Origin of the sequence: Nocardioides sp. W7, from assembly GCF_022919075.1 — a bacterium.
Taxonomy (GTDB): domain Bacteria; phylum Actinomycetota; class Actinomycetes; order Propionibacteriales; family Nocardioidaceae; genus Nocardioides.
In genome coordinates this window covers 4,426,158-4,446,738 of sequence record NZ_CP095078.1, presented here as the reverse complement: position 1 = coordinate 4,446,738, position 20,581 = coordinate 4,426,158, and the positions used below count along the sequence as shown (strand labels likewise).

Below are 20,581 nucleotides of genomic sequence, written 5' to 3'. Positions count from 1 at the left end.
TTAGCATCAATAGTGCCGAGGACAGTAAGGACCAGGGTGTACATCTCCTATACGCGCGAGCAGGAGGAGTTCCGCCGGGAGATCCGGGACTACTTCCGCCGGCTGATCACGCCCGAGGTCCGGGCCGCCTTCGACAACTACGAGGACGCCGAGGACCCTGCCTACCGCGAGGTCATCCGGCGCATCGGGCAGGACGGGTGGCTCACCGTCTCCTGGCCGGAGCAGTACGGCGGCCGCGGACTGTCCCAGGTGGAGAGCTACATCTTCTTCGAGGAGACCCAGCACCTCGGCGTCCCGATGCCGTGGCTGACGCTCAACACGGTCGGCCCCACCCTGATGGCGTTCGGGAGCGACGACCAGAGGACGTTCTTCCTGCCCAGGATCGCCTCCGGCGAGATCCACTTCTCCGTCGGCTACTCCGAGCCCGGCGCCGGCAGCGACCTGGCGTCGCTCAAGACCAGGGCCGTGCGCGACGCCGACGAGTATGTGATCAACGGCCAGAAGATGTGGACGTCCCTGATCCACCACGCCGACTACGTGTGGCTCGCCACCCGCACCGATCCCGACGCCCCCAAGCACTCCGGCATCTCGATCATCATCGTGCCGACCGACAACCCGGGCTTCAGCTGGACGCCCATCCACACCCTGCGCGGCGGCTTCACCAGCGCCGGCTACTACCAGGACGTCCGCGTCCCGGTGAGCAACCGCGTGGGGGAGGAGAACGAGGGCTGGCGGCTGATGACCTCCCAGCTCAATGCCGAGCGGGTGGCGATCTCCCCGGTCGGTGCGGTCTCCCGCAAGCTCGAGGCAGTCCGTGAGTGGGCGGCCGGGGTCAGGACCGACGACGGGCGCCGTCTCCTCGACGAGGAGTGGGTGCAGCTCAACCTGGCCCGGGTCCACGCCAAGCTGGAGTTCCTCCAGCTGATGAACTGGAAGGTCGCCTGGGAGACCGACGGCCACGAGGTGCGGCCCGCCGACGCCAGCGCGGTGAAGGTCTTCGGCACCGAGTTCTACGTCGAGGCGTTCCGGCTCCTCATGGAGGTCATGGAGTCCGACTCCCTGCTGGTCAACGGGTCGCCGGGCGCGGAGCTCCGCGAGTCCCTGGAGTCGGCGATGCGCTGGGCCGTGCTGATGACCTTCGGCGGCGGTACCAACGAGGTGCAGCGGGAGATCATCGCGCGCACCGGCCTGTCCCTGCCCAAGCAGCGACGCTGAGCGCGGAGCAGAAGGAGACACCGATGGACTTCACCCTGAGCCCCGACGCCGAGGCGCTGCGCGACCTGGCGACCGAGATCCTCGACGACCTGTCCACCCCCGACCACCTCGGCGCCTTGGCCCGCGACGGCCGGTGGTGGGACCTGGAGACCCATGGCCGCCTGGCCGACGCGGGACTCGTCGGCGCGGTCGTTCCCGAGGCGCTGGGCGGTGCCGGGCTCGGCTACCTCGACCTGCACCACGTGCTGCTCGCGGTCGGCGCGAACGTGGCGCAGGTGCCCCTGTGGGAGGACGTCGTCCTCGGCGCCCTGCCCCTGGTCCGGCACGGCAGCCCCGACCAGCAGCAGCGGCTCCTCGCGGGGCTCGTCGCCGGTAACAGCCACCTGACGGGCGCGCTGCTCGAGCCCGGCTCCAGCGACCCTCTGCGACCCGCGACCACCGCCACCCCGGTCGGCGGCGGCTGGGAGGTCACCGGCACCAAGACCCAGGTCACTCTCGCCTCCGAGGCGACCCGGGTGCTGGTCACCGCCCGGCTCGCCGACCGGCCCGGCACCGCGGTCCTGCTCGTGGACCCCACGGCCCACGGCGTGACTCTGGAGGACCAGGAGACCGTCGCCGGTCGCCCCGCCAGCCGGATGACCTTGGAGGGGGTGCGCGTCGGCGCCGAGGACGTGCTCGGCGCGGTCGGCGACGACTCCCCGCTCGAGGACGTGGTGCTGCACGCCTCCGCCGCGCTCACCGCGATCGCCGCCGGGGTCGCCGGCCGCGCGCTGCGGCTCGCCGCGTCGTACACCTCGGGGCGCGAGCAGTTCGGCCAGCCGCTCGCCACCTTCCAGGCGGTCCGGCAGCGGCTCGCCGACGCCTACATCGACGTCGAGGCCATGCGGCTGACCTCCCTGCAGGCGGCCTGGCGGCTCGACGCCGACCTGGACGCCCACGACGCCGTGCAAGTGGCGAAGTTCTGGGCCGGGGACGCAGGCCACCGGGTGGTGCACACCGCCCAGCACGTCCACGGCGGGATGGGGATCGACCTCGACTACGAGCTGCACCGCTGCTACCGGATGGCCAAGTGGGTGGAGTTCACCCTCGGATCCGGGAACCAGCAGCTGCGCCGCATCGGACGACGTCTCGCCGAGCAGACCGCATGAGTCGCGACCTGGCGGTCCCGGACCGGACCGACCGGCACGACGAGAGGACGACGCGATGACCTACGAGACCGTGGAGGTCGAGACCGAGGGTGCCGTCGCCACCATCACCCTCAACCGGCCCGACCGGATCAACGCCCTGAGCCCGCAGCTGCGCGACGACCTGGAGGCGGCGCTGGCGGAGCTGAAGCCGGGCGACTCGGTCCGGGTGATCCGGATCCGCGGCGCCGGGCGCGGGTTCTGCTCCGGTTACGACATGGGCAGCGGGTCGTCGATCTACAAGATGGCCCCCTCCTCGGGCGAGCAGGTCGAGACGCCCGAGCCCGGCTCCCGCCCGATGGTCGAGCTGGGCGAGTCCTCCGCGGTGCTCGACCGCGAGCGGGTCCGCGAGGGGATCGAGCGGTGGCTGGCGATGATGAGCTACCGCAAGCCGATCGTCTCCCAGGTGCACGGCCACTGCCTGGCCGGAGGGCTGGACCTGATCGGAGCCACCGACGTCGTGTACGCCGCCGAGGACGCGAAGTTCGGCCACCCGGCCGGCCGCGGCCTCGGCATCCCGCCGACCCTGGGCCTGCTCCCGCAGAAGATCGGCCTGGCCCGCGCCAAGGAGCTCTTCTTCACCGGCGACACCGTCGACGGCGTCGAGGCCCAGCGGCTCGGGATCGTCAACAAGGTCTTCCCCGCCGCCGAGCTGGGGGACGCCACGATGGCGCTGTGCCAGCGGATGGCGCTGGTCCCGCTCGACGCCCTGACGCTGCACAAGAGCGTCATCAACCGGTGGGGCGAGATCATGGGGATGCGGCTCGGCGCCCTGGAGGGCGCGGAGTTCGACGCCCTCTTCCACGTGACCCCGGCCAGCGTCGAGTTCGGGAAGATCTCCGGCTCCCAGGGGCTGCGCGAGGCGCTCGCCTGGCGCGACGGTCCCTTCCGCACCTGACCCACCCGCTCCACTTCACCCGGCACCCACCCGGGCGCCCGCCAGCCACACCCGTCCAGCACACCGGAGGAACCATGGCCCTCAAGTTCGGCCTCGCCCTGCAGAACGACTTCCCCTCGGAGGTCTCGCCTGCGTCCAGGATGGGAGAGCTGCGCGAGCAGGTTCGTGCCGCCAGTGCCTCTGGCATCTCCTCGGTCTGGGTGCTCAACCACTACCTCGGCAACATGCAGACCTTCCAGCCGGTGCCGATCCTGGCCGCGCTCGCGGAGCACGCCGGCGACATGATGCTCGGCACCAACATGTTCATCCTCCCGTTGCACCACCCGGTGGACGTGGCGGAGCAGTTCGCGTCGCTCGACCAGATCAGCAACGGCCACGCCGTGGCGGGGTTCGGCATGGGCTACCGCAGCAACGAGTACGAGTCCTTCGGGCTCTCGATGGACGACCGCGTCGGCCGCTACGAGGAGGGCGTCGAGCTCATCCGCGCCCTGTGGTCGGGGGAGGAGGTCGACTTCTCCGGCGAGCACTTCACCGTGAAGGGCGAGAGCATCGGCATCCCGCCGGTCCAGGCCGGCGGTCCGCCGATCTGGGTCGGCGCCGGTGTGCACAAGGCCGGGGCGCGGCGCGCCGCCAAACTCGGCGACGCGTGGATCGTGCCGCCCCACGCGGAGCCCGAGAAGCTCCGCACCATCCTGGCCTACTACCAGGAGGAGCGGGAGAGACTCGGCCGCGGTCGGGCCCCGGAGGTCGTGGTCCGCCGCGAGCTCGTCCTCGACCCCGACGCCGAGAAGGCCCGCGACGTCGGCCTGACCGCCCGCGGTGCCAACACCGCGGCGTACTCCGCCTTCGAGGCGCCGGACAAGACGGACGCCTACCGGCACCTCAAGGGCCAGGACGGTCTCGAGGACGTGGCCGACAAGTCCTACCTCTTCACCGACCCCGCCGGCGCGGTCGAGTCGCTCAAGGAGCTGGAGGAGATCGGCATCACCAAGGTGATCCTGCGGATGCAGTGGTACACCCTGGAGACCGACCGGATGCTGGCCACGCTCGAGCAGTTCAAGAACGAGGTGCTGCCGCACTTCACCTGAGGCCGTGCATCGCCCCGACGCAGCAGGACCCCCGGCCGGCGGCCGGGGGTCCTGTCGTGTGCGTGGGGATGCGGTCCCGGATCACCAGGTCCCGACGAGCTCGTACGCCTGACGCGTCGCCCAGACCAGGCGGCGGGGGGCGTAGGCGTCACCGAGCACGTGGGACTCGACGCCCGCGGCCAGCAGCTCGTCGTGCAGACCGGCGACCGGGGTGCCGCTGCAGGAGAGGACCACGGAGTCCACGCCGTCCAGCGTGCGCTCCCGGTGTGAGTAGACGTGGCGGACGACGACGCGTCCCTCCTCGATCCGACTGACCTGCTCGCTGGTGCGGATCTCGACGCCGTGCTCGTCGAGGCGGCCCAGTGCCGAGCCGAGCAGGTAGCGGCTGACCAGCGGCGCCGGCGTCGACGTGCCGTGGACCAGCGTCACCCGGTGGCCGCGCTCGCCGAGGAAGTCGGCGACAGCCAGCGGTGCCAGGTGGTCGTCGTACGCCACCACCAGCACATCTCGGCCGAGCTCCGGCGTGTCGGTCAGCACGTCCACGGACTGGTGGACGTGCGGCAGCTCCTCGCCCGGGATGCCGGGGAAGCGCGGGGTGGCGCCGGTGGCGACGACCACGGTGTCGGCGCCGTGCGCCCTGACCTCCTCGCCGGTGCCCCGCCGGGCGAGCCGGACCTCGACGCCGACGCGGGTCAGCCGGCGCTCCTGGTAGGCCAGGTAGTCGGCGTAGTCGTCGTACTTCGGGGCCCTGGTGGCGACCGCGAGCTGGCCGCCCAGCCGGGGGGTGGCCTCCCAGAGCTCGACCTCGTGGCCGCGCTCGGCGGCCAGGGCCGCGGTCTCCATGCCGGCGGGCCCGCCGCCGACGACCAGCACCCGGCGGGGGCGCGTCGTCGGGTCCGGGAGGGCGCTCTCCCGCCCGGCGGCGGGGTTGACCGCGCAGGAGAAGGTCAGCTTCTCCATCAGGAGCCTGCTGATGCACTCGTTGCCGCCGACGCAGGGGCGGATCTCCTCCTCCCGTCCCCCCTGGGCCTTGCGGAGCAGCTCCGCGTCTGCGAGGTGCGCCCGGGCCATCCCGACCAGGTCGGCGTGACCTGCGGCGAGGACCTGCTCGGCCACCTCGGGGGAGGTGACCCGGCCGGTGTAGACGACCGGCAGCGAGACGGCCTTCCTGACCTCCCCCGCGAGGTGGGCGAAGTCGAGCGCCTTGTGGTGGTGGGACTGGATGTAGCTGGGGTTGCCCCACGGGCTGCCGATCGCGCAGCTGAGGTAGTCCACGACGCCGCTCGCCTCCAGCGCGCGGGCGATCTTCACCCCGCCGGCGACGTCGTACCCGCCGGGCTCCTCCTCGCGCAGGTTGAGCCGGACGCCGACCACCTTGTCGGGCCCGACCGCCTCGCGCACGGCGCGCAGCACCCGCAGCGGGAACCGGAGCCGGTTCTCCAGGGAGCCGCCGTACTCGTCGGTGCGCTGGTTGGTGAGCGGGGAGATGAAGTACTCGAGCATGTCGTCGTGGTTGAGGTGGATCTCCACGCCGTCCGCGCCGGCGGCACGCACCTGCTCGGCGCCGTGCCGGTACTCCTCGACGAACCAGTCGATCTCGTCGGCGGTCAGGGGGTGCGGCACCAGGTTGATCACCGGTCCGCTGAGCGTCGGGGACGCCCCGTGCGGCATGCCGCCCTGGAGGATCATCTGGACGGTCAGCACGGTGCCGTCGGCGTGCAAAGCCTGCGCCAGGCGCCCCACCCGGTCCACGAACCAGGGCTGCCGGAAGTGGCCGGGCACCTGGGCGCCGACGCCGGTCGGCTCGAAGCCGGGCGGGAGGATGTTGCGCACGTGCGCGGAGACGCCGTCGACCCAGCCGGCGCTGGTCCGGGCCGCCCAGTAGGCGATGTGCCGCTCCGCCTCCTCGTCCGTGCCCCAGAGGCTGGAGACCACGTGGCCGTGCGGGGGCAGCACGACCCGGTTCTTCAGCTCGACGGGGCCGAGGCGAAACGGGGTGAAGAGGTGCTCGTAGGTCATGCGGTGGTCTCCTGTCGGGTGGCGGCGAGGACGAAGTCGACGAGCTCGCGGGCGTAGCGCGAGCGGGCGGCGTCCGCCGCGCCACGAAGCCGCTCCGGGACGGCGACGGGCCGGAGCATGGCCGCGCCGCAGAGGGTGTCGATGATGAGGGTGACCGGGGCGTCCGCCGGCAGCTCCCCGCGGTCGACCGCGCGCCGGACGATGCGGCGGGCGGCCGCGACCTGGGCGGCGCGGACGTCGCGCCAGCGCTCGGCGATGCCGGGCGTCACCTCGGACTCCACGGTCATCCGACGCGCGGCGAGACCGTGCCGGCCCTCGTAGAGGTCGAGGAGCAGCTCGGCCAGCGCGAGCAGGTCGTCGCGGACCCGGCCGGTGTCGATCTCGGCGATCGGGTCGAAGGCGTGCGCGACCGCGTCGGTGAGCAGCTCCTCCTTGCTGCTCCACCGCAGGTAGACCGAGGCCTTGCCGACCCCTGCCTCGCGGGCGACCGCCTCGATGCTGAACCCGGCCCACCCCCGGCGGGCGAAGAGGGTGAGCGCGGCCTCCTCGACCCGGCGGTCCACGTCGGGGTCGCGGGGGCGACCCACGCGCTCGGGGCGGCGCTCGCTGGTCATCGGCGGCTCGGCATCGGCAGCTCCCAGGTGGTTGACAGTGTCGCCCTCCGGCGCCCACTATCTATGATCATGTACGAGAATCGTTCAGGAAGTCAACGGTCTGACCACGACGCCCGGAAGGCGCAGCAGGAGGCGGTCCGTGACTTCGCCACCTCGGTGGCCGGCACCCTCGGAAGCGCCGGAGCCGGCCTGTGGCCGGACGCGGTCGCCGCCCCGACCGGGGACCTGCTCAAGCTGCACGAGGCGGCCGCCGAGCAGGGCTGGTTCGAGCTCGGCTCGGAGAGCGCCCTGGACTTCCTGGTCGCCGCCTCCCGCGAGCTGGGGAAGCGGGCCTGCCCGCTCCCGCTCGCGGACGCCTACGTCGCCATCCAGGTGCTGCCCGAGGAGCTCGCCGCCCGGGTCGGGGAGGGCGAGCTGCGGGTGGTGCTCTCCGAGGTCGCGCCCGACGGGGCCGGTGGCCTCGGCCCGCTCGAGGGCGCCCAGCACGCCACCCACGTGCTGGTCCTGGACCGTGCGTCCGGTCGTGGCGAGCTGCGCCCGGTCGCGAGCGCCGCCTACGAGGACGGTCTGGCGGTGCCCGCCTGGGTGCGCATCTCGACCGGCGACGCGGTCGCTCAGGTCGAGGTGGAGCCCGCCCGGCTCCGGGTCCTCCTCGACGCGCAGCGGCTCGCGGTCGCGGCCCGTGCGGTCGCGGCCGGCGCACGGATGCACGAGCTCGCGGTCGCCCACACCGTCGTGCGCCGCCAGTTCGGCAAGCCGATCGGCGCCTTCGGTGCCGTCCAGCAGCGGACCGCCGCGACCGAGATCGACGTCATGGCCGCCACCGCGCTGGTGGACCAGGCCGTCCAGGTCGCGCTCGCGGAAGCCGCCGACGCCGACACGGGCCACGTCGCCGGGCTGGCCGTGGACCTCGCGGTGCGACTGGTCGTCGACACCGCCACCGGGATCGGCTTCGGCGCCCAGCACACCCTCGGCGCCATCGGGTTCTTCGAGGAGCACGAGGCCTCCTGGCTCTTCCGCCGGGTGCATGCCGACAAGCTGCTGCTCGCCCGCGGTGCCCGGGACGCCGTCGCCCGGGCGCTGGTGCACGAGGGACGCAGCCTGCCGCGCCTGGACCTCGGGGAACGGGCCGAGTCCTTCCGCGAGGAGGTGCATGCCCAGCTGGCCAGACACACCACCGACGGCGTGACCGACCCCGAGGGTCTGCGCGCCGAGATGAGCAGGCTCGGCTGGTTCGCCCTCGGGTGGCCGGAGGCCGACGGGGGGCTCGGGGCCAGCACCGAGGAGCAGGTGGTCCTGCACGAGGAGCTGAAGTACGCCGGCGGACCCGTCGACCGTGCGATGAGCGCAACCATGCTGCTCGGTCACTCGTTGCTGCGGCACGGGACGCCCGAGCAGAAGGAGGCGTTCCTGCCGTTGATCCGCGAGGGCCGGATGGCGTTCTGCCTCGGCTACTCCGAGCCGGAGGCCGGCTCCGACCTGGCCTCCCTGCGCACCAAGGCGGTCCGCGACGGCGACGAGTGGGTGATCGACGGGCAGAAGAGCTGGACCACCCGGGCCCAGACGGCGAGCCACGTCTGGCTCGCAGTGCGCACCGACCCCGACGCCACGCCACGGCACGCCGGGATCACGATCTTCCTGGTCCCGATGGACACGCCGGGCATCGAGGTGCAGCCGCACGTCGCGCTCTCCGGTGAGATCTCCTGCACGGTCTTCTACGACGGAGTCCGTGTCCCCGACTCCGCCCGCGTCGGTGAGGTCGACGGCGGCTGGAAGGTGATCACCGACGCCCTGGCGGCCGAGCGGGTGGTGATGGGCGGGGTGGCGGCCACGATGCGACGCAACCTGGACGCCCTGCTGACGGTGCTGCGCCGTGCCCCGCACGAGGTGGCGGACGCCGATCTGGCGCGGCTCTCCTCCCTGGCCGCCCGCCTCCAGGCCGCACGCGTCCTGGTGGTCCGCGCCACGCGGGCGATGGAGGGCGCCGAGGCGCGCACCGTCGGACCGGTCGCCGCGGTGCTCAGCGGGGAGCTGGCCGAGGAGCTGGCCGAGGCGTCGATCGAGCTGCTCGGTCCCGCCGGGGCGCTGGCCCCGGGCACGCCCGACTCGCCGCAGGCCGCCGGCGCGGTCAGTTTCGACGCCGCGCTCCGGGTGGCCCCGATGTACGTGATCGGCGGCGGCACCAACGACATCCAGCGCGGCATCATCGCCCGTGCGCTGGGCCTGCCGAGGGAGTGACCATGAAGACCGTGCTCACCGAGATACTCGGAATCCGCCATCCGCTGGTCGGTTTCAGCCGCTCACCGGGGGTGGTGGCAGCCGTGAGTAGGGCAGGCGGCCTGGGCGTCTTCGCGGCCACGGCGTACCGGCTCGAGGAGCTGGACGCCCAGCTGACCTGGATCGGGCAGCAGGCCGGCGGGCGCCCGTACGGCGTCGACCTGCTCGTGCCCCCCGCCACCGAGGGCGGCGCCGACCTGCTGGCGGCGCTGCGTGCACAGATCCCCGAGCGGCACGTGCGGTTCGTCCAGGACCTGCTCGCCGAGCACGGGATCGACGCCCCGGACCTGGCGCAGGGCACCGGCGCCTCCGACGACACCGTGCAGGGCCTGTCGCCCGAGGGTGTCCAGCAGATCCTCGACGTCACCTTCGCGCACCCGGTGGCACTCGTCGCCAACGGCCTCGGCACGCCCCCGCCCGCGATGCTCCACGGGGGACGCACCCACGGGATCCCGGTGGCGTCCCTGGTCGGCGCCGGAAAGCACGCGGTGGCTCAGCTCGAGCTCGGCGTCGACGTGCTCGTCGCCCAGGGCACCGAGGCAGGCGGCCACACCGGCACCATCGCCACCATGGTGCTCACGCCCGAGATCGTCGACCTGGCCGGGGACGCACCGGTGCTGGCGGCCGGCGGGATCGCCGATGGGCGGCAGATGGCCGCGGCGCTCGCGCTCGGGGCCAGTGGCGTGTGGTGCGGCTCCGTGTGGCTCAACAGCCACGAGGACATCACGACGCCGGTGGTCAAGCAGAAGTTCGTCGAGGCGACCAGCGCCGACACCGTGCGCTCGCGCTCGCGCACCGGCAAGGCGGCCCGGCAGCTGCGCAGCGCCTGGCACGAGGCCTGGGAGCGCCCCGGGGCCCCGGTCCCGCTGCCGATGCAGCAGCAGGTGCTGCTCGCCAAGGACGCCTGGACCGAGATCGACCGTGCCGCGGAGACCGGCCACGCCGGGGCCCGGGAGCTGGAGTCCTTCTTCGTCGGCCAGGTCGTCGGCTCGTTCGGCGAGCTGCGCTCGGCCGAGGAGATCACCGAGGAGATCGTGGCGGGCTGTCGCCGCCGCCTGGTGGAGCTCTCCCTGCTCGCGCAGGGTTGAGCCCCGACCCAGGCGACGGCACCGCCGGCTCAGGGCCGGTGGGGGAGCAGGATCTCGTCGTAGAACGACTCGGCGTACGCCTCGGCGTCGACCTTCTCCGGGGTGTACCAGGTCCCGAACTCGTTGTAGTCGACCTCGTCCTCGTAGCCCAGCTCGCCGACCTTGGACCGCCACGTGTCCGAAGCCTCGCGCGCGGCCTCGACGAAGGCCTCGCCGTCGGCGACCGCTCCGGACCCGGCCAGCTTGGTGAGGATCTCCTCGTTGGTCCGTTCGAGCGCCTTGCGTGCGTCGTCAGCCAGGGGGCTGAACGACCCGCCGGCGTCGATCACAGCGGCCGAGGCCTGCGCCGTGCTGGTCCAGATCTTGTCCGCGACGTTGCCCTTGACGAAGGTGTCCAACCGGTCCCACAGCAGCTGCTGTGCCGCCAGCGGCAGCGACTCCCAGGTGGCCTGGCTCATCGCCATCGCCCCGGGGGAGAGGGCCAGGCCGACCTCCGGGTCGAGGGCCACGTGGGGTGCGGCCTCGATGATGCCGCCGAGGACGGCCACGTTCATGCTGGTCATCGAGCAGTCGATCACCCCGCGCTCCAGGCTCTCGAACAGCTCGGTGTACTGCACCGAGACCGGGCTGGCGCCCAGTCCCGAGGCCTGCACGCCGACCGAGGCGCCCCCGACGCTCACCTGTGCCCCCTTGATCGAGCCCAGGTCGCTCCGGGCCTCGGAGCACAGCAGTGCGTTCGAGCCCGAGGTGTAGAACGGCAGCATCAGCTTCATGTCGTGGTCGGCGAACTCCGAGAGGATCTCGGGGGTGTCGAAAGCCAGCTGGTTGGGCCAGGCGTTGTGCTGGAGCGTGCCGGTGACGGGGGCGTGGTCGGAGAGCACCGACACCTCCATCAGGGCCGCGTTGGCCGGGTACTCGGACGGCTCGTAGATCGGCAGGACGAGGCCGAGGTCGAGGCGGCCGTCAGCCAGGGCGTCGTCGATCTCCTCCGGCGGGGCGATCGCGTTGGAGTAGGCGGTCTCGAAGGTGATCTTCCCGTCGGACCACTCCTCGATCGCCTCCAGGTAGAGCTCCATGTAGGAACCCGTGACCGAGCCCTTGGGGGCCGGGGTCTGGGTGTTGAGGACGATCGGGTCGACGTCGGCGAACGCCTCGGCGTACTCCGCCTTGGACGCGCCGTGCTCGACGCCCTCGCCACTCGCGGTCTCGGTGTCCGGGTCCGAGGCGCAGCTCGCCAGAGCCAGGGCGGGTAGCAGGGCCAACGTCGTGAGCCACGTGGTGCGGGAGCGATGAGACGGCATGCAGGTAGCCCTCGTTCTTCAGGTGATGTGACGGAGATTACGTTCTACCATTGTCATCATTAGCAGGCAATGGTTGACTGCGCGAGTCCAGCCAGCTGAAGGAAGAAGCGAAAATGACGCAGCAGAGCGGTTGTCCGGTCAGTCACACCAACTACCTCCAGCCTCGTCCGGCCCTCGGTCACTACACCGTGCTGGACCGCGAGCGCGAGGACGGTGCGCTGCTGGTCAACGACTCGATGCCCTGGGACTTCACGATGGTGACGCGGTACGACGAGGTGCGCGCGGCGCTGCAGTCGCCGGCCTTCTCGTGCGAGGTCACCAACGCGATGAACGTGCCGCGGCAGATCGACATCATTCCGAACATGCTCGACGGTGAGGAGCACATCAAGGTCCGGAAGGTGATCAACCCGTTCTTCTCGCCCGCCGCAGTCAAGCGGATGACCCCCTTCGCGTTGGAGCGGGTCACCGCACTTCTCGACGAGCTGCAGCCCAAGGGCTCCTGCGACCTGGTGGCGGACTTCGCGATCCGCTACCCCACGGAGATCTTCCTCGAGCAGATGGGCGTGCCGCTCTCCGACGCCGACATGTTTCTGCCCTGGGTCGAGGCGGTCTTCCGCGGCTTCATGGGTTCGGAGAAGGAGGCCTCCCAGATCGCGAGCGCCAAGATCGAGGCGTACTTCGACGCGACGGTGCAGGACCGGCGCGCCAACCTGCGTGACCCCGAACTCGATCTCGTCTCACGCCTGATCGAGGCGCGGATCGACGGAGAGCCCATCCCTCACGGCGAGATCCTCACCATCTGCAAGACGCTGATGCTGGCGGGGCTCGACACGACCCGCAGCGCGCTCGGCTACATCTACCGCCACCTGGCCGAGAACTCACAGGACCGCCAGCGGATCGTCGACGACCCGGGGGTCATCCCGAACGCCGTCGAGGAGTGCCTGCGGATGTACCCGCTCGTGATCCAGGCAGGCCGGCTGGCCGCCGAGGACGTCGACCTCAACGGCCACCGGATCGACAAGGGGACGATCACCTGGCTCGGTATCGGCTCGGCCAACCGGGACCCGCGCAAGTTCGAGGACCCGGCGACCTACAACCCCGACCGTCCCGGGGTGAACCTGCACCTCGCGTTCGGGGCAGGCCCGCACCGGTGCCTGGGCATGCACCTGGCGCGCCTCGAGCTGGCACTGGTGCTCCGGGAGTGGCACGCACGCATCCCCGAGTACCGGCTCAGCGAAGGCGCCGAGCTCATCGAGCGTGGTGGTCAGCTCTCGCTGAACACGCTGCCGCTGGAGTGGGACGTGGCCTGAGGTGCAGAGCTCCCGGGGCCGGCTGTTGCCGGCCCCGGGATCCTCAGCTCCGGGGCCAGCCGGCGACCAGGTCGGTGTGGACGTGCGGGACGATCTGCTTGCGCTCGAAGCGCGCAGCCCCGTCCACCACCCGGATCCGATCCAGGTAGGTGCCCCAGCCGAGCGCCGAGCGGGTGTCCTCGCGTCCGGTGTAGATGAAGTACGAGGCCACCTCCACCAGGCCCGGCTCGAGGTGTCGCGTGCGCAGGTTGACCAGGAAGTGCCGCTTCTCCCCGTCCTCCGGGCTCAGGCGCGAGCGGTAGAACTCCGTGATCCCCGCGCGCCCCTCGAAGGTACCCGACGGCACCACCAGGACGCCGTCCTCGGTGAAGAGGTCGGCCACCGCCTCGGGGGTCGGGTCGTCGAGGGTCTCGGCGTAGGCGTGCAGGTGGTTGCGGGCGACCTCCGCTTCCTCGAGGCGCTCGATCCGCTCCAGCGCCACGGTCAGTCGCTGCTCGATGCTGCTCATGTGCTCACCTTCCTGGGCGCCCACGGCGCCCGCTCGACCAGCTCGTCCAGGCTCTCGCCGTCCGCCACGGCCTTGCGGCACCGGGCGAGCGGGGCGGGCATGTTCATCGCGAAGGCCGCGGTCACCCGTCCCTCGCGGCTGCACAGGGCGAGGAAGGAGTGGGCCCCCACCTCGCCGGCGACCACGTCGATGTGGTCCTCGGGGCTCGGCAGGCCCAGTCCCTGGATCTTCACGTCGTACTGGTCCGACCAGAAGTACGGGACCTCGGTCAGCGGCCTCCGCTGGTCGGGATCGGCGAGGAGGTTGTGGGCCACCACGGCGGCCGTGTCGCCCGCGGAGGTCCAGTGCTCGAGCCTGAGCGGGGTGGGCGAGCCCGGATGAACCATGACGGCAGCGTCGCCGACCACGTGCACCCGTGAGATGTCGGTGGCGCCGTAGGCGTCGCAGACCACGCCGTCGGCGAGGCGAACCCCGGACCCGGCGAGCCACGAGGTCTCGGCGACGGAGCCGATCGCCACCACGACCACGTCGGTCTCGATGGTGTGGCCGTCGGCGAGGAGCACGCGCTCGGCCCGGTGGTCGCCCTCGATCCGCTCGACGGCCACGCCGAGCCGCACGTCGACCCCGTGGCTTCGGTGGAGGTCCGCGACGCTGCTGCCCAGCGTGGGTCCGAGCACCCGCTCCAGCGGGACGGACATCGCCTCGACCAGGGTCACGTCCAGGCCCAGGGCGCGGCCGCTCGCTGCGATCTCGCCGCCGAGCACCCCGGCGCCCACCACCGTGAGGTGCCGGGCGGCTCGCAGGTCCTCGCGCAGGGCCAGGCAGTCCTCGAACGTCCGCAGCGTGTGCACGTTGTCGTGGTGCTCCCAGGCGGCGATGCGGCGAGCCCGGGACCCGGTGGCGATGACCAGCTGGTCGTAGCCCAGCCGGGAGCCGTCGTCGAGCTCGACGACCTGATCGGCCGGGCGCAGGGCGGTGGCCCGGAGACCCAGCCTGCGGTCCAGGCCGAGCTCCGCGTACTTCTCCTCCGCTCGCAACGACGGCGGCGCCGAGGGTGTCTCGTCCTGGACGAGCAGTGCCTTGGAGAGGGGAGGGCGGTCGTACGAGGGGTGGACCTCCTCGCCCACCAGGGTCAGCGGACCCTCGTGGCCGGAACGGCGCAGCCGTTCGGCGGTGCGCAGGCCACTGAGGCCGGCGCCGATGATGACGATTCGCTGCTGTGCTGTCATGAGGGCCCCTTGTGCTCGGTGTCACACCCTCATAAGATATGTTTCATTATCATCGAAAGCAACCGAGCGACCTGCGCGGCGGCGGCTCCCGGGATCTCCGGAGGATGCCCCGCAGGCCCACACAAGGAGTTCTTCAGGTGTCGATGACCGAACGCCCCGAGCTGTTCATAGGCGGACGCTGGGAGAAGCCTCGCAGCGGCGAGACGATCGAGGTGCGCAACCCGGCCACGGGGGAGCGGGTGGGCGAGGCGGCCCTCGCGGGGGTTGCCGACGTGGACGCCGCCGTCGAGGCTGCCCGGACCTCCTTCGACTCGGGAGTGTGGGCGAACGCCGCGCCCGAGGAGCGCTCGGCCGTGATGCACCGGGCCGCCGACCTGCTGGAGAAGCGCGCCGCGGAGCTGGCGGTCAGCATCACCTCGGAACTGGGCTGCCCGCTGTGGTTCAGCGAGATGGCGCACGTGCCCAACCCGATCCGGCACACCCGCTACTACGCGGACATGGCTCGCGACTTCTCCTACGACGAGTACCGCACGGACGGCACGAACCGGAGCCTGGTCACCCAGGAGCCGGTGGGCGTGGTCGGTGCCATCACCCCGTGGAACGGCCCGCTGAGCACCCCGTCACTGAAGATCGCCCCGTCGCTCGCGGCCGGCTGCTCCGTGGTGCTCAAGCCCCCGCCGGAGACGCCCCTGACCGCGTACGCGTTCGCAGACGCGTTCGCCGAGGCCGGGCTGCCCGAGGGCGTGCTCAGCATCATCCCCGCCGACCGGGCCGCGGGTGCGCACCTGGTCGACCACCCCGAGGTGGACAAGATCGCCTTCACCGGCAGCTCGGCCGCCGGCAAGGTGATCATGGCGGCCGCCGCCGCACGGATCGCCCGCGTCACCCTCGAGCTCGGGGGCAAGTCGGCCGCGATCGTGCTGCCCGACGCGGACCTCGACGACGTGGTGGCCAGGCTGCTGCCGATGGCGATGATGGTCAACGGGCAGGCCTGCATCGCGCAGACCCGGGTCGTGGTCCACCGCTCGATCGAGAAGCAGCTGGTGGAGGCGCTGGTCGCCGCCGTGTCCGCCCAGAAGGTCGGCGACCCGATGGACCCCAGCACCAAGATCGGCCCGATGGTCAGCGAGCGGCAGCGCGACCGGGTGACCGGCTACATCGAGCTCGGCCGGCAGGAGGGCGCCACGCTCGCCACCGGCGGTGGCCGGCTCACCCTGCCCCCGGAGCTGGACGGCGGCTGGTTCGTCACCCCGACGGTCCTGGCGGACGTGCACAACTCGATGCGCGTGGCTCAGGAGGAGATCTTCGGGCCCGTGATGGCCGTCATCGCGTACGACACCGTCGACGAGGCGATCGCGATCGCCAACGACTCCGTCTACGGACTCTCCGGCTCCGTCTGGGGCCCCGACGTCGACGAGGCGGTCGCGGTCGCGCGCCGGGTCCGGACGGGGATGCTCAGCATCAACGGCGTCCCGCAGGCCTACGGCTCGCCGTTCGGCGGCTACAAGCAGTCCGGGATCGGCCGGGAGATGGGTCCCGAGGGGTTCCGTGCCTTCCTGGAGACCAAGTCGATCGCGGTGGGTCTCTGAGATGGTGAGCCGCGAGGGTCTCGACGCCCTGCTGTCTCCCCGTTCGTTCGCCCTGATCGGGGCCAGTGACAAGTCGACGTTCTCGTTGCTGGTCCACGGCAACCTGGACGCGGCGGGCCACCGGGAGCGCACCTACCTGGTCAATCCGCGCAGCCCCCAGGTGCACGGACGCGACACCTACCCGACCTGCGTCGCCATCGGCCAGCCGGTCGATCTGGCGTTCGTGATGGTGCCGGCGGCGCGGGCCGCCGACGCCATCCGGGATGCGGCCGCCGCCGGCGCCAGGGCCGTGATGGTGCTGAGCTCGGGGTACGCCGAGACCGGGCCGGAGGGCCGGGCCCGCCAGGACGAGCTCGTCGAGCTCGCGGAGAGCCTGGGCGTCGCGATGCTCGGGCCCAACGTGCTGGGTCTGGTGAACGTCACCGCCGGGATCCCGGCGATGGCACTCTCCGACCCGCCCACCGAACCGGGGGGAGTGGCCCTGATCTCCCAGAGCGGCGCCAGCTGCGGGGCGATGAAGGACTTCGCCTCGATGGCGGCGGTGAACCTCTCCCACGTGATCACCGTCGGCAACGAGGCGATGGTGACCGTGGCGCACCTGCTCGACCACCTCGTCGACGACGAGTCGGTGCGGGCCGTGGCGATCTTCATGGAGGCCATCCGCGAGCCGGAGCTCTTCGCGTCAGCCGCGCGACGGGCGGCGCGCAAGGGGAAGGCGATCGTCGTCCTCAAGGCTGGCCGCAGCGAGCTGGCGGCCCGGGCCGCCGCCTCGCACACCGGTGCCCTGGTCGGCGACGACCGGGTGGTCGACGCGGTCTTCGCCGATCTCGGCGTGATCCGCGTGGACACCATCGAGGACATGCTCGTGACCGCGGGCATCGCCGCCACCACCGGTCGGATCGAGCGGCCGGGGATCGGCGTCGTCTCGATCTCCGGCGGGGCGTGCGACATCATCGCCGACCTCGCCGACGCCGTCGGCGCGCAGCTCCCCGAGCTCTCGGCGGCGACCACCGCGGCGGTGGCCGAGAAGATGCCGGACTTCGGTCACGCGCACAACCCCCTGGACGTCACCGGGGCAGCCCTGGTGGACACGGACCTGTGGGAGCACGCCATCGGCGCGGTGGGCAACGACGAGTCGGTCGGCGCCGTGGTGGTCGTCAACTCACTGCCCTGGCGCGAGGACGGCCGCCCGTTCTACGGGCAGAAGTACGTCGACGCGATCGGCCGGGGCATGAAGGCCTCCGCCGCTCCGGCCCTGTACGTCACCCAGGTCATGCAGCCGATCGGGGCGCAGACCCGTGAGGTGCTGCGGGCCGGCGGGGTCCCGCACGTGGTGCCGGGTATGCGGGCCGCGGTCGAGGGGATCGGGCGGGTCGTGCGCTGGTCCGCCGACGTGGCACGGGTGGGCCAGGAGCCGGCGCGCGTCGAGCCGCTGGCAGCGCGGCGCGGCGCGTACTCCGAGGTGGACGCGCGGGCCCTGCTGGAGCAGGCCGGCGTGCCGGTGGTGCCCGGAGTCCACGTGCACTCCGCGGACGAGGCCGAGACTGCGGCCGCCCGGTTCGACGGGCCGGTGGCGATGAAGATCGTCTCGGCCGACATCGCCCACAAGAGCGACCTGGGCGGGGTGCGGCTCGGTGTCACCGTAGACCGGGCCGGCGCCGTGTACGACGAGATCATCGCCGCGTGCAGCGGCGCCGCGGCTGGGGGAGCCGTCCTGGACGGGGTCCTGGTCTCTCCGATGAGACCGCCGGGGACCGAGCTCCTGGTGGGCGTGACCCGCTCCGCCGAGTGGGGCCTCGTGCTGGCCGTCGCCCTCGGCGGAGTCCTGGTGGAGGTCCTCGACGACGCGGTCCTCGCGCTGCTGCCCGTGGACCGGGACCGGGCGCGTGAGCTGCTGGGCAGCCTGCGGGGCGCCGCGGTGCTGGACGGCGTCCGTGGCCGACCGGCTGCCGACCTGGACCGGCTGTGCGACGCCGTGGAGGCCGTGGCCCGGCTGGCCGAGGGACTGGGCGACGACCTGGAGTCCCTCGAGGTCAACCCGCTGAGGGTGCACGGTGCTCAGGTCGAGGCACTCGACGCGCTGGTCGTCTGGCGCGGTCAATCTTAATTGATGCGCATGGACTCTTGACCCCAAGGGCAATCTAGGCGAATGATATGCACGCAGTGACACGCGTCACTGAACGTCGACCCAGGCACCGTATCGGGGCGGCCCGCCGCACGAGCGAAAGAAGTCGAAACATGGTCACGAAGCGCAGCATCAACAGGTCGGGCATCGCGGCGCTCGCCGTCACAGTAGTCAGCGCACTGACGCTCGCCGGGTGCGCCGAGGACTCCGACTCGGGCTCGTCGGGCTCGGGCGAGGGGCTCGACATAGGAGCCTCGATGGAGGAGTACCAGGAGGCGTTCGCCGACGTCGACCCGATCGAACTCAACACCCAGAGCCCCGGCCCCAAGGGAAGCGCCACGGGTGCCCCGATCGAGAAGTGGGTCGCAGCGGTCGAGGAGTGGTCCGACGGCAAGATCACCTTCGAGGTGGCCTACTCCAACGCCGTCGCCGAGCCGACCGAGATCGACGACGCGCTCACCGATGGTCGTCTCGACGTGGCCTCCACGCTCCCCATCTACGAGCCCAGCGAGTACCCCGCCAACGCCGCGCTGATCGAGACCGGCTTCATCTCGGACCAGACCGTGATCGCCGGGGCGCTCCAGTCGAACGCCTGGCCGAACGAGGTGGCCTTCAACAACGACGAGGTGATGGCGGAGTTCGAGGACCACGGGATCGTCCCGATGGTGCCGATCTTCAACTCCGGCTCCCAGATGCTGCTGTGCAGCGAGCCGCGCACCGGCCTGGCTGATCTCAAGGGCGCGGCGACCTCCGCCTCCGGCACCGCCCAGACCGAGCAGATCAAGGCACTCGGCGGCTCGCCGGCCACCGTCGCGTACACCGAGGTCTTCGAGTCCGTCGAGCGTGGCGTGGTGGACTGCGCGAACGCCACCCTCACCGTCGGTGTGCTGGGCGGCTTCATCCCCGCCGCTCCGCACGTCACCGTCAACTCCGAGGTCGGCTTCGCCCTGGCCCCCGGCGGCTGGTCGTTCAGCAAGGACACCTGGGACTCGCTCCCGCTGGTCGCCCAGCAGCTCATGTGGGACCGCCTGGACGTCTACATCGCCAGCAACATCGAGGACAAGATCTGGCCCAACACGGCGGAGGCGGCCAAGCTTGTGCGCGAGAACGACGGATCCTTCCAGGACTTCGAGCCCGACGCGCTGAGCGCCCTCGAAGCGGCCAACGCGAAGCTCCTCGACACGGTCCGCGACGGTGACGGTGTCTCCGACGGCGGGGCGCTGGTCGACGCGGCCGAGACGGCCGCGGCGAAGTGGTTCGACGAAGTCGAGGCCCTCGACATCCCCGCCGAGGTCGGCTACCAGGACTTCGACGAGAACTTCACGCCGGGCGACCTCGACATGACGGCGTACACCGAGCTCGTGATGAACGAGATCTGGTCCGCGCGCCGCCCCTCCTGACACCACACAACACCCCCGACTGCGGTCCGCCACGCGGACCGCAGTCGGCCCCTCATCCACCCACCGGAGGAAGCCATGGCCGAGAACGCCACGCAGTCCAAGGTCGCCTCTCGCGGCTTTGAGCTCCTCATCGAGGTGCCGGCGGTGCTCATCACCTTCCTGATGATGCTCCACGTCACCGCCAACGCCGTGATGCGGACCTGGTTCGACAGCCCCATCGACAACACCCTCGAGATGGTGGAGTACTGGTACCTCCCGCTCGTCGCGTTCCTCGGCTTCATCGCCGCCCAGCACCGCGGGCAGCACATCGCAGCCGACCTGGTCTTCGAGATGCTGCCGGCCGTCACCAAGCGCTTCGTCCTCGCGTTCGTCTTCGTGCTGTGCAGTGTCGTGGTCGCGGGCTTCGCCTGGTTCGGGTGGGGCGAGGCGATGCACGCCAAGGAGATCGGCAAGACGGCCGGCGTCAGCGACCTGATCGCCTGGCCCGCCTACTTCCTGGTCCCGCTGGCCTTCGGCAGCCTCACCATCCAGTTCCTCGTGGCCGCCTGGAGGGCCCTGCTCCACCCGGAGCAGGACCACTTCGTGAGCGACGTCGGCGACGCGGCCGTGCTGGACGCCCTGGCCAGCGACGAGGCGACGCGCGACGACGCCGTGCGCCTGGGCCACTCCCACAAGGCGGGAGGGGACCGATGAACCCCGTGGACACCCGCTCCCCAGACGACCGGGTTGGAGACGA

The 20,581-nt window shown here is 71.7% G+C and carries 16 protein-coding genes; 11 read left to right on the top strand and 5 right to left on the bottom strand.

The window, feature by feature from the left end; all coding sequences use genetic code 11:
- Positions 1-36: 36 nt before the first annotated feature.
- The 4 genes from MUB56_RS20880 (at position 37) to MUB56_RS20865 (ending at position 4,385) form a co-directional block, all read left to right on the top strand.
- Positions 37-1,215: an acyl-CoA dehydrogenase family protein gene (locus tag MUB56_RS20880; RefSeq protein ID WP_244928939.1), complete on the top strand. Its 1,179-nt coding sequence runs from the start codon at positions 37-39 to the stop codon at positions 1,213-1,215.
- 23 nt (positions 1,216-1,238) lie between these two features.
- Positions 1,239-2,363 (top strand): acyl-CoA dehydrogenase family protein, encoded by a 1,125-nt coding sequence (locus MUB56_RS20875; RefSeq protein ID WP_244928938.1) that lies wholly within the window; start codon positions 1,239-1,241, stop codon positions 2,361-2,363.
- A gap of 55 nt (positions 2,364-2,418) precedes the next feature.
- Complete coding sequence (locus MUB56_RS20870; RefSeq protein WP_244928937.1) at positions 2,419-3,297, top strand: enoyl-CoA hydratase-related protein; 879 nt, start codon at positions 2,419-2,421, stop codon at positions 3,295-3,297.
- Between the two features lie 74 nt (positions 3,298-3,371).
- Entirely contained in the window at positions 3,372-4,385 is a 1,014-nt protein-coding gene (locus tag MUB56_RS20865; protein WP_244928936.1) for an LLM class flavin-dependent oxidoreductase, read from the top strand.
- An 81-nt stretch (positions 4,386-4,466) separates the two neighbouring features.
- On the opposite strand, the gene MUB56_RS20860 is transcribed toward MUB56_RS20865, so the two are convergent.
- Positions 4,467-6,404 carry an FAD-dependent oxidoreductase gene (locus MUB56_RS20860; RefSeq protein WP_244928935.1) on the bottom strand — a complete coding sequence of 646 codons (1,938 nt, stop codon included), beginning with the start codon at positions 6,402-6,404 and terminating at the stop codon, positions 4,467-4,469.
- Positions 6,401-7,018 carry a TetR/AcrR family transcriptional regulator gene (locus MUB56_RS20855; protein ID WP_244928934.1) on the bottom strand — a complete coding sequence of 206 codons (618 nt, stop codon included), beginning with the start codon at positions 7,016-7,018 and terminating at the stop codon, positions 6,401-6,403. The genes MUB56_RS20860 and MUB56_RS20855 overlap by 4 nt, the downstream gene beginning before the upstream one ends.
- A 69-nt stretch (positions 7,019-7,087) precedes the next feature.
- On the opposite strand from MUB56_RS20855, the gene MUB56_RS20850 reads away from it, so the two are divergent.
- Positions 7,088-9,256 (top strand): acyl-CoA dehydrogenase family protein, encoded by a 2,169-nt coding sequence (locus MUB56_RS20850; RefSeq protein ID WP_244928933.1) that lies wholly within the window; start codon positions 7,088-7,090, stop codon positions 9,254-9,256.
- Positions 9,257-9,258: 2 nt separating this feature from the next.
- Complete coding sequence (locus tag MUB56_RS20845) at positions 9,259-10,383, top strand: nitronate monooxygenase (RefSeq protein WP_244928932.1); 1,125 nt, start codon at positions 9,259-9,261, stop codon at positions 10,381-10,383.
- Between the two features lie 29 nt (positions 10,384-10,412).
- Here the strand turns inward: MUB56_RS20845 and dctP (MUB56_RS20840) are convergent, their stop codons facing one another.
- Positions 10,413-11,684, bottom strand: a complete 1,272-nt coding sequence (gene dctP, locus MUB56_RS20840) for a TRAP transporter substrate-binding protein DctP (RefSeq protein WP_244928931.1) — start codon at positions 11,682-11,684, stop codon at positions 10,413-10,415.
- Positions 11,685-11,797: 113 nt separating this feature from the next.
- On the opposite strand from dctP (MUB56_RS20840), the gene MUB56_RS20835 reads away from it, so the two are divergent.
- On the top strand, positions 11,798-12,994 hold the full coding sequence (locus tag MUB56_RS20835; RefSeq protein WP_244928930.1) for a cytochrome P450: 1,197 nt from the start codon (positions 11,798-11,800) through the stop codon (positions 12,992-12,994).
- 43 nt (positions 12,995-13,037) lie between these two features.
- On the opposite strand, the gene MUB56_RS20830 is transcribed toward MUB56_RS20835, so the two are convergent.
- Complete coding sequence (locus tag MUB56_RS20830) at positions 13,038-13,502, bottom strand: nuclear transport factor 2 family protein (protein WP_244928929.1); 465 nt, start codon at positions 13,500-13,502, stop codon at positions 13,038-13,040.
- Positions 13,499-14,731, bottom strand: a complete 1,233-nt coding sequence (locus MUB56_RS20825; RefSeq protein ID WP_244928928.1) for an FAD-dependent oxidoreductase — start codon at positions 14,729-14,731, stop codon at positions 13,499-13,501. The genes MUB56_RS20830 and MUB56_RS20825 overlap by 4 nt, the downstream gene beginning before the upstream one ends.
- 143 nt (positions 14,732-14,874) lie before the next feature.
- Between MUB56_RS20825 and MUB56_RS20820 the strand changes: the two genes are divergently transcribed.
- From MUB56_RS20820 to MUB56_RS20805, 4 genes are all read left to right on the top strand, one after another.
- Complete coding sequence (locus MUB56_RS20820) at positions 14,875-16,320, top strand: aldehyde dehydrogenase (RefSeq protein ID WP_244928927.1); 1,446 nt, start codon at positions 14,875-14,877, stop codon at positions 16,318-16,320.
- 1 nt (position 16,321) lies between these two features.
- A complete protein-coding gene (locus tag MUB56_RS20815; protein ID WP_244928926.1) occupies positions 16,322-18,427 on the top strand; it encodes an acetate--CoA ligase family protein in 2,106 nt (701 codons plus the stop codon).
- 131 nt (positions 18,428-18,558) lie between these two features.
- On the top strand, positions 18,559-19,845 hold the full coding sequence (gene dctP / locus MUB56_RS20810; RefSeq protein ID WP_244928925.1) for a TRAP transporter substrate-binding protein DctP: 1,287 nt from the start codon (positions 18,559-18,561) through the stop codon (positions 19,843-19,845).
- Positions 19,846-19,920: 75 nt separating this feature from the next.
- Positions 19,921-20,538 (top strand): TRAP transporter small permease, encoded by a 618-nt coding sequence (locus tag MUB56_RS20805; RefSeq protein WP_244928924.1) that lies wholly within the window; start codon positions 19,921-19,923, stop codon positions 20,536-20,538.
- Positions 20,539-20,581: the final 43 nt, after the last annotated feature.

Coding starts and splice junctions, on each gene's coding strand:
- MUB56_RS20815 (WP_244928926.1), top strand. CDS start 16,322: ATGGTGAGCCGCGAGGGTCTCGACGCCCTGCTGTCTCCCCGTTCGTTC.
- MUB56_RS20865 (WP_244928936.1), top strand. CDS start 3,372: ATGGCCCTCAAGTTCGGCCTCGCCCTGCAGAACGACTTCCCCTCGGAG.
- MUB56_RS20850 (WP_244928933.1), top strand. CDS start 7,088: ATGTACGAGAATCGTTCAGGAAGTCAACGGTCTGACCACGACGCCCGG.
- MUB56_RS20830 (WP_244928929.1), bottom strand. CDS start 13,502: ATGAGCAGCATCGAGCAGCGACTGACCGTGGCGCTGGAGCGGATCGAG.
- MUB56_RS20860 (WP_244928935.1), bottom strand. CDS start 6,404: ATGACCTACGAGCACCTCTTCACCCCGTTTCGCCTCGGCCCCGTCGAG.
- dctP (WP_244928925.1), top strand. CDS start 18,559: ATGGTCACGAAGCGCAGCATCAACAGGTCGGGCATCGCGGCGCTCGCC.
- MUB56_RS20845 (WP_244928932.1), top strand. CDS start 9,259: ATGAAGACCGTGCTCACCGAGATACTCGGAATCCGCCATCCGCTGGTC.
- MUB56_RS20825 (WP_244928928.1), bottom strand. CDS start 14,731: ATGACAGCACAGCAGCGAATCGTCATCATCGGCGCCGGCCTCAGTGGC.
- MUB56_RS20875 (WP_244928938.1), top strand. CDS start 1,239: ATGGACTTCACCCTGAGCCCCGACGCCGAGGCGCTGCGCGACCTGGCG.
- MUB56_RS20835 (WP_244928930.1), top strand. CDS start 11,798: ATGACGCAGCAGAGCGGTTGTCCGGTCAGTCACACCAACTACCTCCAG.
- MUB56_RS20855 (WP_244928934.1), bottom strand. CDS start 7,018: ATGACCAGCGAGCGCCGCCCCGAGCGCGTGGGTCGCCCCCGCGACCCC.
- MUB56_RS20820 (WP_244928927.1), top strand. CDS start 14,875: ATGACCGAACGCCCCGAGCTGTTCATAGGCGGACGCTGGGAGAAGCCT.
- MUB56_RS20805 (WP_244928924.1), top strand. CDS start 19,921: ATGGCCGAGAACGCCACGCAGTCCAAGGTCGCCTCTCGCGGCTTTGAG.
- dctP (WP_244928931.1), bottom strand. CDS start 11,684: ATGCCGTCTCATCGCTCCCGCACCACGTGGCTCACGACGTTGGCCCTG.
- MUB56_RS20870 (WP_244928937.1), top strand. CDS start 2,419: ATGACCTACGAGACCGTGGAGGTCGAGACCGAGGGTGCCGTCGCCACC.